Below are 15,538 nucleotides of genomic sequence, written 5' to 3' on the forward strand. Positions count from 1 at the left end.
GCCTCGGTCCTGTCCGTGTCGATGTCCCATGGGTCAGTCTCCAATGAAAAATGCCCTCCAGACCAACGCCTGGAGGGCACTTCTCGTCGACTCGATGCAGACTATTTACACAGCCTGATGAAGCCGGCTTCTTGATCCAGGAGCGCAAGGCCCCCGAGTGCTTACTTGACGTGCTTGCCGATCAGCGCGGCCAGCTCGAACATCGACACTTGGGCCTTGCCGAAGATTTCCTTCAGCTTGGCGTCGGCGTTGATGTTGCGCTTGTTGGCCTTGTCTTGAAGGTTGTTCTTCTTGATGTAGTCCCACAGCTTGCTCACAACAGCCGTGCGCGGGAGCGGCGTCGAGCCGACCACGGCAGCGAGTGCCGGGCTGGGGGTCAGGGCCTTCATGAACGCGGCGTTGGGCGTGCGCTTCTTGGCGGGAGCAGCCTTCTTTGCGGGTGCGGCCTTCTTTGCAGGAGCAGCAGCCTTCTTCGCGGGAGCGGCGGCCTTCTTCGCAGGAGCAGCAGCCTTCTTTGCGGGAGCGGCGGCCTTCTTCGCAGGAGCAGCGGCCTTCTTTGCCGGAGCAGCAGCCTTCTTCGCGGGAGCCGCAGCTTTCTTTGCCGGAGCTTTCTTTGCAGTTGCCATGGTTGATTTCCTTTTTTGATTGAACGTTCACCAATGAAAAACTTGCGTCTCCAGTGGCATTGCGGATGCTAAAGGAGAAAAAACGCGTTTCCAAGGGGAAAAGCGCTTTTTTCATTGGGGGCTGTTGTTTTTTCAGAGGGCAGATCGGTGCTTTTTCACGTTCGCCGTGCCGGCCACGTTGCGAGCACCACGCCCACGATGGCGATCACGAACGCAATCAGCTGTGGCGAAGACAGGTTTTCGCCCAGCACGAGCACGCCGACAAGGGCCGCGCTCACCGGCAGCAGCACCGCGAACACACCCGCTTGTGCGGCTGGTACGTTGCGAAGTCCGGTCATCCAGAGCCACACCGTCCAGATGCTCGCGGCCAGCGCGTAGGCCACGAGCAAGGCCCAGGTTCCGAAGCGCACGGCAGTGAAATCGAACTGCAGCGCGAACCAGATGCCGAACGGCATCGAGAGCATGAAGCCCCACAGGTTGATGAGCGATGCGATGCGCTTGGGGCCGAGGCGTCCCGTGAGCGACTTGCCGATCACCGCGTACGCCGTCTCGCAGAGCACCGCGCAGAACACCAGCAGGTTGCCGAGCCACGGCATCGACGACTGCGTGGCGGTGGGGGCCGCGGGCGCGTGAGTGGGAGACAGCGCCAGCAGGCCGATGCCGAGCGCGGCACACGCGATGGCCGCGCCGATGCGCGAGGTGATGCGCTCGCGCAGGAAGAGCCAGCTCGCAACGGCCACGCAGGCAGGGATCGACGCCATGATCACGCCGGCCGACACCGCGCTCGTCAGGCTCACGCCGAACAGCATGCAGATCGAGAACAGGAAGTTGCCGAGGAACGATTCGAGGAACACCAGCCAGCGCGTGCGCGATGTCATCGGCAGCTCGCCGGGCGCGCGCTTGAGCCAGTGCGGCATGGCGAGCGCGGCAATGCCGAAGCGCAGCCATGCGAGCAGCAGCACGGGGAAGGCGGCGACCAGGGGCTTGGAGAGGGCGACGTAGCCGCCTACGAGCGACATGCTCAAGGCCAGGCAGCCGTAGGCCACGAGGCGGCCTGATGCGGGGGCGGTGGAGTTCAATAGACTGAAGTTTTTTGGTTACGGAAAGCGGATTCGATGATGCCCCACGTTTTTGTTTACGGCACGCTGCGCAGTGGTGGACGCAACGACATCGCGCGCTACCGGCCGCCGCCTGTGCGTCTGGGTGAGGCGAGCATCGAGGGCACGTTGTACGACTTGGGCGCCTACCCTGGCATCGTGCTGGGTGGCGGGGGGCGTGTGAAGGGCGAGGTCTATGCGGTCGAGGCGGGAGTGGAGGCTGCGCTCGATGTGCTGGAAGAGGTGGCCGATGACGATTCGGGCGAGTACATCAAGCGGCGGGTGCGCGTGGATGTGAAGGGGCAGTGGGTCGATTGCCTGGTCTACGAGATCCACCCGTCGCGCATCGTTGGTCGGGGTGTGATCGGGAGCGGTGACTGGATCGCGCACGCGCCAAGAGACGGCGCGTCGTTTTCACCACCGAAAGGTTGATTGCGTATTGTGAAATTCATAAGTGCTGCGCCGCAATATTTTTTCTCAATATGAGAAAAATAATTTTGCATTGAGAAATACTGCTGTAAGTTGTTGATTTTGTTGATTGAAAAATATGTCTTCTATAAGACATAAGAGTCCGCGAGCGGATTAAAGTAAATGCTCGGCCGCAGTGCCAGACCTTCAATCAACCTCACGGAGTGACCATGCCCCAGACCCTCACAGAACAACTCAGCCGCGAACAACAGATCGCCGCGCTCGAAAAAGAGTGGGCCACCGACCCGCGCTGGAAGGGCGTCAAGCGCGGCTACAGCGCGGCCGACGTGGTGCGTCTGCGCGGCTCGTTCCCCATCGAGCACACGCTGGCCAAGCGCGGTGCTGAAAAGCTCTGGGACAAGATCAACGGCGGCGCCAAGAAGGGCTACGTGAACGCGTTCGGCGCCATCTCCGCCGGCCAGGCCATGCAGCAGGCCAAGGCCGGCCTGGAGGCGGTGTACCTGTCGGGCTGGCAGGTCGCAGCCGACGGCAACACCTCCGAGACGATGTACCCCGACCAGTCGCTGTACGCCTACGACTCGGTGCCGGCGATGGTCCGTCGCATCAACAACACCTTCCGCCGTGCCGATGAAATCCAGTGGGGCCGCGGCGTCAACCCGGGCGACAAGGAGTTCATCGACTACTTCCTGCCGGTCGTGGCCGATGCCGAAGCCGGCTTCGGCGGCGTGCTGAACGCCTTCGAACTGATGAAGAACATGATCGCGTCGGGCGCTGCCGGCGTGCATTTCGAAGACCAACTTGCTGCCGTGAAGAAGTGCGGCCACATGGGCGGCAAGGTGCTGGTTCCCACGCACGAGGCCTGCGAGAAGCTGATTTCGGCGCGCTTCGCCGCCGACGTGATGGGCGTGCCGACCATCGTTCTGGCCCGCACCGATGCGGAAGCCGCCAACCTGATCACGTCCGACCACGACGCGAACGACAAGCCGTTTTTGACCGGCGAGCGCACGCAAGAAGGCTTCTACCGCGTCAAGAACGGCCTGGAACAAGCCATCAGCCGCGGCGTGGCCTATGCACCGTACGCTGACCTAGTGTGGTGTGAAACCGGCGTGCCGGACATCGGCTTCGCCCGCGAGTTCGCCCAGGCCGTGCATGCCGCGTGTCCCGGCAAGCTGCTGTCGTACAACTGCTCGCCTTCGTTCAACTGGAAGAAGAACCTCGACGACAAGCAGATCGCCTCGTTCCAGGAAGACCTTTCGGCACTGGGCTACAAGTACCAGTTCATCACGCTGGCCGGCATCCACATCAACTGGTTCAACACCTTCCAGTTCGCCCACGCCTACGCCCGCGGCGAAGGCATGAAGCACTACGTGAACATGGTGCAGGAGCCCGAGTTCGCGGCGCGCGACAAGGGCTACACCTTCGTGTCGCACCAGCAGGAAGTCGGTGCCGGCTACTTCGACGACGTGACCACCGTGATCCAGGGCGGTTCGTCCAGCGTGAAGGCGCTGTCGGGTTCGACCGAGGAAGAGCAGTTCCACTGATCCTTTCGGATCGGCCGATGACGGCCGTGTTGCTGTCACCTTGAAGCCCGGCCGATCGCCGGGCTTTTTTGCTTTTCTGCGCTGCCAGGTCAAAGCGCTTGGGGCTGGAGAACGCCGTGCTCGCGGCCTGAACGGGCAGCGGATAGAATTGTGAGCTCTGCACTCAACAAGAGCGAGAAAGGCACCTTGGTTATGACACCGCGAACTACTCCGCAAGGAATCAGCGGCTTTTTCTTCACTGAAGGAAAAGGCCGGTAGCCCCGCGCGTGCTGGCTTCTGTCAGCTCTACATCCAAGCAAAGCGCGGTCTTCCACCGCGCTTTTTTGTTTTTCTCCCCGAGGTTTTCAAATGATCCAGATCACGCTCCCCGACAACTCGCGCCGCGAGTTCCCCGGCCCGGTTTCGGTGGCCGAAGTGGCTCAATCCATCGGCCCCGGCCTTGCCAAGATGACGGTGGCGGGCAAGGTGGACGGCAGGCTCGTCGATGCCAGCGACGTCATCGACCACGACGCCAAGCTCCAGATCATCACGCCCAAGGACGACGAGGGCCTGGAGATCATTCGTCACTCGACGGCCCACTTGGTCGGTCATGCGGTGAAGCAGCTCTACCCGACGGCCAAGATGGTCATCGGCCCGGTGATCGACGAGGGCTTCTACTACGACATTTCGTACGAGCGCCCCTTCACGCCCGAGGACATGGCGGCCATCGAAGCGCGCATGCGCGCGCTGATTGCGCAGGACTACGACGTCGTCAAGAAGATGACGCCGCGTGCCGAGGTGATCGAGGTCTTCAAGTCGCGCGGCGAGGACTACAAGCTGCGTCTCGTCGAAGACATGCCCGACGAGCAGGCCATGGGCCTGTACTACCACCAGGAATACGTCGACATGTGCCGTGGTCCGCACGTGCCCAACACGCGCTTCCTGAAGATCTTCAAGCTCACGAAGCTGGCCGGCGCCTACTGGCGCGGCGACGCCAAGAACGAGCAGCTGCAGCGCATCTACGGCACGGCCTGGGCCGACAAGAAGCAGCTGGACCAGTACATCCAGCGCATCGAGGAGGCCGAGAAGCGCGACCACCGCAAGCTGGGCAAGGAGCTCGACTTGTTCCACATCGACGAAGTGGCACCGGGCGTGGTGTTCTGGCACCCCAAGGGCTGGGCGGTGTGGCAGCAGGTCGAGCAGTACATGCGAGGCATTTACCGCGACACGGGCTACTGGGAAGTCAAGGGCCCGCAGATCCTGGACAAGAGCCTGTGGGAGAAAACGGGCCACTGGCAGAACTACCGCGACAACATGTTCACGACGGAGTCGGAAAAGCGCGAATACGCGCTGAAACCGATGAACTGCCCGGGGCACGTGCTGATCTTCAAGAGCGACCTGCGCAGCTACCGCGACCTGCCCTTGCGCTACGGCGAGTTCGGCCAGTGCCACCGCAACGAGCCCAGTGGCGCGCTGCACGGCATCATGCGCGTGCGCGGCTTCACGCAGGACGACGGGCACATCTTCTGCACGGAAGACCAGATCCTGGACGAATGCATCGCCTACACGGAGCAACTGCAGAAGGTCTACGCCGACTTCGGCTTCACGGACATCCTCTACAAGGTCGCCACGCGTCCCGAGAACCGCGTGGGCTCCGACGAGCTGTGGGACAAGGCCGAGCATGCGGTGATGGAGTCGCTGCGCCGTTCGGGTGTCGACTTCATCATCTCGCCGGGCGACGGCGCCTTCTACGGTCCGAAGATCGAGTACACGCTGCGCGACGCCATCGGGCGCCAGTGGCAGTGCGGCACGATGCAGGTCGACTTCAACACGGCGGAGCGCCTGGGCGGCGAGTACGTGACGGAGTCGAGCGGCCGCGCGCACCCCGTGATGCTGCACCGCGCGATCGTCGGCAGCCTGGAGCGCTTCATCGGCATGCTGATCGAACACCACTCCGGCGCCTTCCCCGCATGGCTCGCGCCGGTGCAGGTTGCGGTGCTCAATATCAGCGAAGGACAGGCCGATTACGCTCGAGACGTGGCGAAAGCGCTGCAAAATCAAGGGCTTAGGGTTCAGCTTGACCTGCACAACGAAAAGATTACGTATAAAATACGGAAGCATTCGTTGCAAAAGCTTCCTTACATCCTCGTCGTAGGCGACAAGGAAAAGGAAGCAGGTGCCGTCGCAGTGCGCGCCCGGGGCAATCAAGACCTCGGTGCAATGTCCCTCGAATCGTTCGTGCAACGGCTCGTCCAGGATGTTGCCGACAAGCGTTGATTTGTCCGGGAAACACCCCCATATGTTTCCCCTGCAAGTCGTGTCGCCTGTCCGCGAGGACTGACCGGCGTTCGCTACAGATTTTGTAGCAAATTTTGAAGGATTCTGACCATCGCTACTGCATTTCGCGACCGCCGCCACCGCGAGGAACGCCAACACCGCCTTAACCGGGAAATCATGGCCCCGGAAGTCCGCCTGGTCGGCCCGGAAAACGAGCCCATGGGTGTCATGAGTCTCTCGGAGGCCTTGCGCCTTGCTGGTGAGGCTGACGTGGATCTGGTGGAGGTCGTTGCGGCGGCCAACCCGCCGGTTTGCCGCCTGATCGAGTACGGAAAGTTCAAGTACCACGAGCAGAAGAAGGCAGCCGAGGCGAAGTCGAAGCAGAAGGTCATCGAGGTCAAGGAAATCAAGTTCCGCCCCGGTACCGACGACGGCGACTACAACATCAAGATGCGCAACATCAAGCGCTTTCTCGATGAGGGCGACAAGTGCAAGATCACGCTGCGCTTCCGCGGCCGCGAGATCACGCACCAGGAGCTCGGTCTGGCACTGCTGCAGCGCATTCGCGACGAACTGGGCGACCTGATCATGGTCGAGCAGTTCCCCAAGCTCGAAGGCCGGCAGATGATCATGATGATCGCGCCGGGCCGCAAGAAGGCTGGTGGCGCTGCTCCGAAGCCGGCAGCAGATGCTGCGCCGGCAGCGGCGTCCCCCGCTACGGCCTGAGCGGGCGGGGTCGCAGTAGACAGGTTTTGAAGGGATTTCGCCGTTGCCGGCACTTCGAAAGAAGGGCAGGCAGGGGCGAGATAAAGAAGTGTCTCGGGGCCAACAAGTTCGTGGAGTTTCCACGGCGCCTCACGAGCACAAACTAAAGGAGCATTCACATGCCCAAAATGAAGACCAAGAGCAGCGCGAAAAAACGTTTCCGCGTTCGTCCCGGTGGCACCGTCAAGCGCGGTCAAGCCTTCAAGCGTCACATCTTGACGAAGAAGACCACCAAGAACAAGCGTCACCTCCGTGGTGCAGTCGCAGTGCATGAAACCAACATGGTTTCTGTCGCCGCCATGCTGCCCGGCCGTGGCATTTAACTAGACGAACAGGAGTACACACATGCCTCGCGTCAAACGTGGTGTAACGGCTCGCGCCCGCCACAAGAAAGTTCTCGCACTCGCCAAGGGTTTCCGCGGTCGCCGCGGCAATGTCTTCCGCGTCGCCAAACAGGCGGTGATGAAGGCAGGCCAATACGCCTACCGTGACCGCCGTACCAAAAAGCGCGTGTTCCGTCAGTTGTGGATTGCGCGTATCAACGCCGCCTCGCGTGAACTGGGCCTGACCTACAGCCAGTTCGCCAATGGCATCCGCAAGGCCGGTATCGAGATCGACCGCAAGATGCTTGCGGACATCGCCGTGCACGACAAGGCCGCTTTTGCCGGCATCGTGGAGCAGGTCAAGGCCAAGCTGGCTGCTTGATTCTGCACAGCAGGCTGCTGCCTTCGGGCGGCTTCCTGTGCCCACGGCTCAAGGGCTGGCGCTTGAAAAGGCTCCAGCTCTTTTTTATTTCCCCTCGAAGATTTTGTTGCTATGAACGAGTTGGACTCCCTTGTCGACACTGCACGCGCCGCTTTTGCCCAGGCGAAAACGCCCGCTGAACTCGAAAATGCCAAGGCGCAGTTCCTTGGCAAGTCGGGTCGCATCACCGAGTTGATGAAGGGCATGGCCGCACTGAGTGTCGAAGAGAAAAAGTCCCGCGGCGCCGCGATCAACGTGGGCAAGCAGGCCATCGAGGCCGCCTTGACCGAGCGCCGCCAGCAACTGGCCGACGAAGAACTCTCGCTGCAACTGCGCGCCGAAGCGCTCGATGTGAGCCTGCCCGGCCGCCGCCGCATTCCGGGTGGCCTGCACCCCGTGAGCCGCACGTTGGAGCGCATCGAGGAGATCTTCTCGAGCATGGGTTTCGATGTGGCCGACGGCCCCGAGATCGAAAGCGACTGGCACAGCTTCACCTCGCTCAACAACCCGCCGAACCACCCGGCGCGTTCGATGCAGGACACCTTCTACGTCGACATCAACGGCGACGACGGTGTTCCCTACAACCTGCGTCCGCACACCAGCCCGATGCAGGTGCGCTATGCGCATCAGCACATCAAGAAATACGCGGCCGAGTTCGCCGCCGCCGCCGCCGATGCGACCGGCACCGTGAAGGCGCCTGAGATCCGCGTGATCGCGCCCGGCCGAACTTACCGAGTCGACAGCGACGCCACGCATTCGCCCATGTTCCACCAGTGCGAAGGCCTGTGGCTCGGCGAGAACGTGAGCTTCAAGGACCTGAAGGTTGTCTTCACCGACTTCTGCCGCACCTTCTTCGAGCGCGACGACCTCGTGCTGCGATTCCGCCCGAGCTTCTTTCCTTTCACCGAGCCCAGCGCCGAGATCGACATCCAGTTCTCGAGCGGTCCGCTGGCCGGCCGCTGGCTCGAGGTGTCGGGTGCCGGCCAGGTGCATCCGAACGTGGTGCGCAACATGGGTCTGGACCCCGAGCGCTACATCGGCTTCGCCTTCGGCATGGGCCCCGACCGCCTCACGATGCTGCGATACGGCGTGAACGACCTGCGCCTCTTCTTCGACGGCGACCTGCGTTTTCTCTCGCAGTTCCAGTAAGCACCCACCCATAAAAAAACCAGATCGAGATCGAAGAGATGCAATTCCCGGAATCCTGGCTGCGCGAGTTCTGCAACCCGCCCCTCGACAGCGCCGCACTGGCCGAAACGCTCACCATGGGCGGCTTCGAGGTCGAAGAGCGCCGCCCGGTGGCGCCGCCTTTCACGCGCATCGTGGTCGGCGAAATCAAGGAAGCGGTGCAGCACCCCAACGCCGATCGCCTGCGCGTGTGCCAGGTCGATGCGGGGCAGGGCGCCTTGCTCAACATCGTGTGCGGCGCGCCCAACGCGCGCGTCGGCATCAAGGTGCCCTGCGCGCTGGTCGGTGCCGAGCTGCCACCGGGCGAAGACGGCAAGCCCTTCCTCATCAAGCTCGGTCAGCTGCGCGGCGTCGAAAGCCAGGGCATGCTGTGCTCGGCGCGCGAACTGAAACTGAGCGAAGACCATGGCGGCCTGCTCGAGCTCGATGTCGATGCGCCTATCGGTGCCGACGTGCGCGACGTGCTCAAGCTCGACGACGCACTGCTTACGCTCAAGCTCACGCCCAACCTGGCGCACGGCCTGAGCGTCTATGGCGTGGCGCGTGAACTTTCCGCGCTCACCGGCGCGCCGCTCAAGACCCCGGCCATCGCCGCGGTCGCGACGTCGTTCACCGACGTGTTGCCCGTCAAGGTCGAAGCCCCCGAACTCTGCGGCCGTTTCTCGGGCCGCATCATGCGCGGCGTGAACACCAAGGTGACCACGCCGGCATGGATGGTCGAGCGCCTCGCGCGTTGCGGCCAGCGCAGCGTGACGCCGCTGGTCGACATCTCCAACTACGTGATGTTCGAGTATGGGCAGCCGACCCACATCTTCGACCTCGACAAGATCCACGGCGGCCTCACGGTGCGCTGGGGCAAGGCGGGCGAACAGCTCAAGCTGCTGAACGGCACGACGATCACGGTCGACGACAAGGTCGGCGTGATTGCCGACGACCGCGAAGTCGAATCGCTCGCCGGCATCATGGGCGGCGACGCCACGTCGGTGTCCGACGACACGCGCAACATCTATGTCGAGGCCGCATTCTGGTGGCCCGAAGCCGTGCAGGGCCGTTCGCGCCGGTTCAACTTTTCGACCGACGCGGGCCATCGCTACGAGCGTGGCGTCGATCCGAGCCGCACGGTGCAGATCATCGAGCGCATCACGCAACTGATCGTCGAGATCTGCGGCGGCCAGGTCGGCGCCATCGACGACCAGACGCTGCACGTGCCCGTGGCCGTGCCCGTCACGCTGCGCGTGGCGCGTGCAGCGCGCGTCATCGGCATGCCGCTGAGCCAGGCGCAGTGCGCCGATGCGCTGAACCGCCTCGGCTTTGCCATCAAGGAAGGCGAGGGCACGTTGACCGTGACGCCGCCGCCGCATCGCTTCGACCTGTCGATCGAAGAAGACCTGATCGAAGAAGTCGCCCGCCTGATCGGCTTCAACAATCTGCCGACCGCCGCGCCGCTCGCGCCCATCACCGCCCGCGTGCGGCCCGAGGCGCAGCGCAGCCGTTTCGCGGTGCGCCGCAGCCTGGCTGCGCTGGGCTACCAGGAAACGATCAACTTCAGCTTTGTCGAAGCGCACTGGGAGCAGGACCTTGCCGGCAACGCCAACCCGATCCAGCTGCTGAACCCCATCGCCAGCCAGATGAGCGTGATGCGCTCGTCGCTGCTCGGCTCGCTGATGCAGGTGCTCAAGTTCAACCTCGATCGCAAGGCGCAGAGCGTGCGCGTGTTCGAAGCGGGCCGTGTGTTCCTGCGCGACGACAGCGTGGCCACCACCGACAGCACGGTGCGCGGCGTGAACCAGCCGATGCGCGTGGCCGGCCTGGCATGGGGCGATGCAGATGAATCGCGCTGGGACGGCAAGTCGCAGCGCGTCGATTTCTACGACATGAAGGGCGACGTCGAAGCGCTGCTTGCGCCCGTGGTCCCGACCTTCGAGGTGGCCGAACACCCCGCGCTGCACCCGGGCCGCTCGGCGCGGGTGCTGGTCGACGGCAAGGCCATTGGCTTCGTCGGCGAACTGCATCCGCGCTGGCGCCAGAAGTGGGACTTTTCGCAGGCGCCGGTGCTGTTCGAACTCGATCTCGACGCCGTGACCGCGCGGCCCGTGCCGGTGGCGCAGGCCGTGCCCAAGCACCAGGCCGTCGAACGCGACATCGCGATCGTCGTGGCCGAGTCGGTCGCGCATGACGCGCTCATGCAGACCATCCGCGCCGCAACCGCCGCACAGGGGCTGCTGCGCGATGCGGCGCTGTTCGACATCTACCGTTCGCAGCCTTTGCGCGACGGCGCCGTGGCGGCGCCGGGTGCGCTGGCGCAAGGCGAGAAGAGCATGGCGGTGCGCCTGAGTTTTCAGAGCGACAGCGCCACCTTGACGGACGAGCAGGTCGAGCCTGCCGTGCGTGCCATCGTCGAACAATTGGGCGCCACGCTCGGCGGCCGCTTGAGGGGTTGATGAGAATGAACGCTGCCGAATTCACGCTCGAAGCCATCGAAACGCCGGCGCTCACCAAGGCGCACTTGGCCGACCTGCTGTTCGAGCAGATTGGATTGAACAAGCGTGAGTCCAAGGACATGGTCGAAGCTTTCTTCGAGCTCGTGGCCGGCAGCCTCATCGAGGGCACGGACGTGAAGATCTCGGGCTTCGGCAACTTCCAGATCCGCGTGAAGGCGCCCCGGCCGGGCCGCAATCCGCGCACCGGCGAAGCCATTCCCATCGGTGAACGCCGCGTGGCGACCTTCCACGCGAGCGCGAAACTGAAGGAGCAGATCCATGGGAGCATCGATCAGGGCAGCGCGTCCGAGGTCGAGTGGAGCTTGGGCGCGGAATAGTGCTTGGTACTGTGCGCCTGCGTGGAGTAATCTCTAAGGTTTCCCGCGCACAGTCTTGATTTCAATGGAGAAAACGCTCCCGCCGATTCCTGTCAAACGCTACTTCACCATCGGTGAGGTGGGCGAACTCTGTGGCGTCAAGCCGCACGTGCTGCGCTATTGGGAGCAGGAGTTCACGCAACTGCGTCCCATGAAGCGTCGCGGCAACCGTCGCTACTACCAGCACCACGAGGTGCTCATGATTCGCCGCATCCGCGATCTGCTCTATGACCAGGGCTTCACGATCAGCGGCGCGCGCAACAAGCTGCAGGAACTCGTGCAGGGCGAGCGCGAGCGCCGCAAGGCCGGCGAGGTTCCGCTCGAAGGCATGGAAGCGATCGAGATCGACCAGGAAGAATTCGACGCCGCCGTCGTGCAGGACGCGCCCGTGCCGGCGTCCGCAACGGCGAAGACGGCCGATCTGTCCCAGTTGTTGCACTTGCGCCGCGAACTCTTTGAAATTCGTGAGCTGTTGACCATCGGACGCTGAATTTACACAGCTATAATCGAGAGCTTCGGTGTGTGGCGCAGCCTGGTAGCGCACTTGCATGGGGTGCAAGGGGTCGAAGGTTCGAATCCTTTCACACCGACCAAAATCAGTAGTTTGATCAACGGGTCAGAGCCACAAGCTCTGACCCGTTTTTCTTTGTCTTCGGCAGTTCCGGTCACTACTGACAAACCCATTCCGTTTCCAACTCCGGCCGCAGCATTCCAAATGCGGCGGCAAGGATGTTCCGGTCGGAACTCGGCGTACTCCACCGTTGACTCACTCACCTCCAGCCCTCACGCTGGCAGCCTTGGCGTTTCCAACTGCCGCAGGTCACGCTCGATTCGGCGACGGGCCCCTGCGCTACTTCGCCGGACGCGGCCGCACGCTGACGCCGGGCTGTTCGGTCGACTTCTGACGACGGCGCGCTCGCTGGTTCTGTTGCGCGTGGTCGCGGCGCTGGGTGGCGGCTACGGCCTGCCGACCGAGCGCACACCGCTGCTGCGGTTCTCGGCGCAGCGAACCGGCGGCGCGCCAGTCAGCCGGCTGCTCGACCTCCGCACCTTCGCGCCGCTGCCCGACCCCGGCACGCTGGGCGCGAGCGGCTTCTTCTTTCCGTCGATGCGTCCACGGGCAAGCTGTTGCAGGGCTTCCAGGCGGCGCCGGCCATGAGCGTGCAGCGTTTCCTGTCCAGCGTGCATTTCATCCAGTTCAATTACTGGGCCCTGCGCTGGCTGTACTTCGTGCTGGGCCCGTCGGGCTGCGTGACGATCGCGTCCGGCCCGGTGTTCTGGTTCGAAGCCCGGCCTGCTGGCGGCAAGGGACATCGCAGGCCGGTGGGGCATGGGTGTGCTGCCATGAGCTTGCACGGTGTGCGCCACCGGCCTGCTGGTGGCCTTGACGCTGGCCTGGTTGAACCCCGCCGACGGTTTCGTGCGCGAGCGCCCATGAAAAAGCCCGCACGAGGCGGGCTTTGGAATGTGGTCGTGAACTCTTACGCGGTCCACGCTACGGCAAATTCTTTTGCATGAAGTCAATTTTGTTTTTCTCGTCGTAGTGACTTCGACGCGCCGGTATGAGATTCGGCTTGCCTGGCCAGGCAACGCTCAGGATCTTTGAGCGAAGCCGCGAGTATAGCAGGGCCTCCTATAGGACATTCGTCCAGTGGCGGCCGCCTCCCCTAAGGCGGACAGTACGGGTTCTCCATCACTCCCTCCCGAGACCCTCATGACCACCGCCCAACGCTTCAAGCTCGCCGCCGCTGCCGCCGCCATCGGCCTCTCGTTTTCCGCCACGGCGGCCACCCCGGCGGCGCCGGACACCGCCAGGCCCAGCGTGGTGATCGTCCACGGCGCCTTCGCCGACGGCTCCGACTGGGCCAAGGTCATTCCGCTGTTGCAGGCCAAGGGCCTGCACGTGGTGGCCGTGCAGAACCCTCTGACCTCGCTCGAAGACGACGTGGCCGCCGCCAGGCGCGCCATCGACGCGCAGCCTGGCAAGGTGGTGCTGGTGGGCCATTCGTGGGGCGGCTCGGTCATCACCGAGGCCGGCGCCAACGACAAGGTGAGCTCGCTCGTCTACGTGGCTGCCTTCGCGCCCGACGCCGGCCAGAACAGCGCCGAGCTCGGCAAGGACTACCCGCCGGCACCCGGCTTCGCCCACATCGTGGCCGACAAGAGCGGCTTCCTGTCGCTCACGAAGGAGGGCATGAGCAAGCACTTCGCGCAAGACCTGCCGGCCTCGGCCACCGCCGTGATGACCGCCACGCAAGGCCCCATTCTGGGCAAGTCGTTCGAGCAGAAGCTCTCGGTCGCCGCCTGGAAGACCAAGCCGTCGTGGTACCTGGCCACCAGCGCCGACCACATGATCCAGCCCGCGCTGCAGCTCGACATGGCGAAGAAGATCGGCGCGCACCTCACGCGCGTGAACAGCAGCCACGTGCCTCAGCAGTCGCAGCCCGCCAAGGTGGCCGAGGTGATCCTGGACGCTGTGCGCCAATCCAAGTAAGGTGCCGCGTGCCGGTGCGGGGCAACCTGCGTGCCGGCGCGCCTCCCTCAGCTTCTTCCGCCTCCCGTGCCGCCTTCTTCCCACGTCCAGGTCTTCGACGCCATTCGCGCCCTCGCATTCGTCGGCGATCTCAGCATGGGCCAGCCCATCGACCATTCGGCGCGCACCGCGTGGCTCGCGTCGCAGCTCGCGGCCGCCACCGGGCGCAGCGAAGAAACGCAGGGCCATGCGGCCTGCGTGTCGCTGCTGCGCTGGTCGGGGTGCACGGCCAATGCCCCCGAGTTCTCCGACCTGCTGGGCGACGACGTCGGCGGGCGCCGCACCATGCTCTCGACGCCCTCGGCGCGCGCGGCCTCCGACTTTGCGGGCACCGTCGGCCCGCTCGCCGAAATCCATTGCGAGGTGTCCGGCGACATCGCCCGCACGCTGGGCATGCCGGCGGCGGTGGAGCTGCCGCTGCGCCACATCTTCGAAACCTTCGACGGGCATGGCAAGCCGAACGGGCTCGATGCCGCGTGCATTCCCGAAGCAGTGTTCCTGGTGTCGATCGCGGGCGACCTCGAGATCTTTTCCCGCGTGCACGGCCTGAACAACGCGCTGCGCTACATCGCCGACCGTGCCGATGCGCGCTACCCGGCTTTCCTGGTCGATGCGGTGCAGCGGCATGCGCTCGACTGGCTCCACGTGCTGGAGCAGGGCGCCGCCGCGGAGCCCTTGCCCCTGGCCGGCGCGTTGCAGGGCACCACGGCACCGCTCGAACTCATCGCCGACGTGATCGACCTCAAGCTGCCCTGGATGACCGGCTTCTCGCGCCGGGTGGCCGAAGCAGCCTTGCGCTGCGCGGCGGACATGGGGCTCGACGCCGCGCGGCAGCAGCGCATCTACCGCGCGGGGCTGATCCACGGCATCGGGCGCGCGTCGGTGCCCAACGGCGTGTGGGACGTGCCCGGCGTGCGCAGCGAGGCCGACGCCGAGCGGCTGCGCCTCGTGCCGTACTGGACGGAGCGCGCGGCGCGCCGCATCGACACGCTGCGCCCCGAGGCCGAGATCGCCTCCTTCGTGGACGAGCGCCTCGACGGCTCCGGGTTCTTTCGGGGCGTGAAGGGCGCGGCCATCGACACCGAGGCGCGCGTGCTCGCCGTGGCCGCGCACTGGGTGGCCTTGTGCACCGGCCGCCCCGGCCAGGCCGCGCTCGCCGAGGCCGACGCGATCGCCGCCTTGCGCGCCGAGGCCGATGCAGGGCGGCTCGATGCGCAAGCGGTGGCTGCGCTCGCCGGTCTGCCGCACATCGATGCAGCGGTGCCGTTGCCGGCGGGCGACGCGTCCGCGCTGCTTTCCGGCCGCGAGGTCGAAGTGCTGGGGCGCATCAGCCTCGGCGAAAGCAACAAGGAGGCGGCACGCTCGCTGGGCATCAGCCCGAGCACCGTGCGCGCGCACCTGGAGAACATCTTTCGCAAGCTGGGCTGCACCACGCGCGCCGCGGCCACGCTGAAGGCGCTGACGCTCGGCCTGCTCTGAGGCCGGCCGCGTGGCGCGCACCC

General features: G+C 64.5%; 15 protein-coding genes, 1 tRNA gene and 1 pseudogene. 15 read left to right on the forward strand and 2 right to left on the reverse strand.

What is annotated here, in order from left to right; all coding sequences use genetic code 11:
- Window positions 1–161 precede the first annotated feature (161 nt).
- The gene (locus ACSFA5_RS32125; RefSeq protein ID WP_093128656.1) at window positions 162–626 is read right to left on the reverse strand and encodes an SWIB/MDM2 domain-containing protein; all 465 of its coding nucleotides are present in this window, start codon (window positions 624–626) and stop codon (window positions 162–164) included.
- A gap of 155 nt (window positions 627–781) precedes the next feature.
- Window positions 782–1,705, reverse strand: a complete 924-nt coding sequence (locus ACSFA5_RS32130; protein WP_435448103.1) for a DMT family transporter — start codon at window positions 1,703–1,705, stop codon at window positions 782–784.
- A gap of 36 nt (window positions 1,706–1,741) precedes the next feature.
- Between ACSFA5_RS32130 and ACSFA5_RS32135 the strand changes: the two genes are divergently transcribed.
- The 15 genes and pseudogenes from ACSFA5_RS32135 (at window position 1,742) to ACSFA5_RS32205 (ending at window position 15,515) form a co-directional block, all read left to right on the forward strand.
- Complete coding sequence (locus ACSFA5_RS32135) at window positions 1,742–2,155, forward strand: gamma-glutamylcyclotransferase family protein (RefSeq protein WP_435448104.1); 414 nt, start codon at window positions 1,742–1,744, stop codon at window positions 2,153–2,155.
- Between the two features lie 206 nt (window positions 2,156–2,361).
- Entirely contained in the window at window positions 2,362–3,693 is a 1,332-nt protein-coding gene (gene aceA / locus ACSFA5_RS32140) for an isocitrate lyase (RefSeq protein WP_435448105.1), read from the forward strand.
- A 348-nt stretch (window positions 3,694–4,041) separates the two neighbouring features.
- Entirely contained in the window at window positions 4,042–5,949 is a 1,908-nt protein-coding gene (gene thrS, locus ACSFA5_RS32145) for a threonine--tRNA ligase (protein ID WP_435448106.1), read from the forward strand.
- A gap of 102 nt (window positions 5,950–6,051) precedes the next feature.
- Window positions 6,052–6,675: a translation initiation factor IF-3 gene (gene infC, locus ACSFA5_RS32150; RefSeq protein WP_435436705.1), complete on the forward strand. Its 624-nt coding sequence runs from the start codon at window positions 6,052–6,054 to the stop codon at window positions 6,673–6,675.
- A 158-nt stretch (window positions 6,676–6,833) separates the two neighbouring features.
- Complete coding sequence (gene rpmI / locus ACSFA5_RS32155; protein ID WP_007832497.1) at window positions 6,834–7,037, forward strand: 50S ribosomal protein L35; 204 nt, start codon at window positions 6,834–6,836, stop codon at window positions 7,035–7,037.
- A 22-nt stretch (window positions 7,038–7,059) separates the two neighbouring features.
- Window positions 7,060–7,419 carry a 50S ribosomal protein L20 gene (rplT, locus tag ACSFA5_RS32160; RefSeq protein ID WP_007832499.1) on the forward strand — a complete coding sequence of 120 codons (360 nt, stop codon included), beginning with the start codon at window positions 7,060–7,062 and terminating at the stop codon, window positions 7,417–7,419.
- Window positions 7,420–7,530: 111 nt separating this feature from the next.
- A complete protein-coding gene (pheS, locus tag ACSFA5_RS32165; RefSeq protein WP_435448107.1) occupies window positions 7,531–8,607 on the forward strand; it encodes a phenylalanine--tRNA ligase subunit alpha in 1,077 nt (358 codons plus the stop codon).
- 38 nt (window positions 8,608–8,645) lie between these two features.
- Window positions 8,646–11,087, forward strand: coding sequence for a phenylalanine--tRNA ligase subunit beta (gene pheT / locus ACSFA5_RS32170; protein ID WP_435448108.1), 2,442 nt, complete (start codon window positions 8,646–8,648; stop codon window positions 11,085–11,087).
- Window positions 11,088–11,092: 5 nt separating this feature from the next.
- The gene (locus tag ACSFA5_RS32175; protein ID WP_435448109.1) at window positions 11,093–11,464 is read left to right on the forward strand and encodes an integration host factor subunit alpha; all 372 of its coding nucleotides are present in this window, start codon (window positions 11,093–11,095) and stop codon (window positions 11,462–11,464) included.
- A gap of 64 nt (window positions 11,465–11,528) precedes the next feature.
- On the forward strand, window positions 11,529–11,993 hold the full coding sequence (locus ACSFA5_RS32180; RefSeq protein ID WP_435448110.1) for a MerR family transcriptional regulator: 465 nt from the start codon (window positions 11,529–11,531) through the stop codon (window positions 11,991–11,993).
- Window positions 11,994–12,019: 26 nt separating this feature from the next.
- Window positions 12,020–12,096 (forward strand) — tRNA-Pro (locus ACSFA5_RS32185).
- Between the two features lie 341 nt (window positions 12,097–12,437).
- Complete coding sequence (locus ACSFA5_RS32190) at window positions 12,438–12,662, forward strand: hypothetical protein (RefSeq protein ID WP_435448111.1); 225 nt, start codon at window positions 12,438–12,440, stop codon at window positions 12,660–12,662.
- Window positions 12,569–13,021, forward strand: a pseudogene (locus ACSFA5_RS32195) (hypothetical protein); the annotation flags it as partial. The gene ACSFA5_RS32190 and the pseudogene ACSFA5_RS32195, both read left to right, overlap by 94 nt.
- A 196-nt stretch (window positions 13,022–13,217) precedes the next feature.
- On the forward strand, window positions 13,218–13,997 hold the full coding sequence (locus ACSFA5_RS32200; protein WP_435448112.1) for an alpha/beta fold hydrolase: 780 nt from the start codon (window positions 13,218–13,220) through the stop codon (window positions 13,995–13,997).
- Between the two features lie 66 nt (window positions 13,998–14,063).
- Window positions 14,064–15,515, forward strand: coding sequence for an HD domain-containing phosphohydrolase (locus tag ACSFA5_RS32205; protein WP_435448113.1), 1,452 nt, complete (start codon window positions 14,064–14,066; stop codon window positions 15,513–15,515).
- The last annotated feature ends 23 nt before the right edge of the window (window positions 15,516–15,538 follow it).

Origin of the sequence: Variovorax monticola (assembly GCF_051216855.1) — a bacterium.
GTDB lineage: Bacteria > Pseudomonadota > Gammaproteobacteria > Burkholderiales > Burkholderiaceae_C > Variovorax.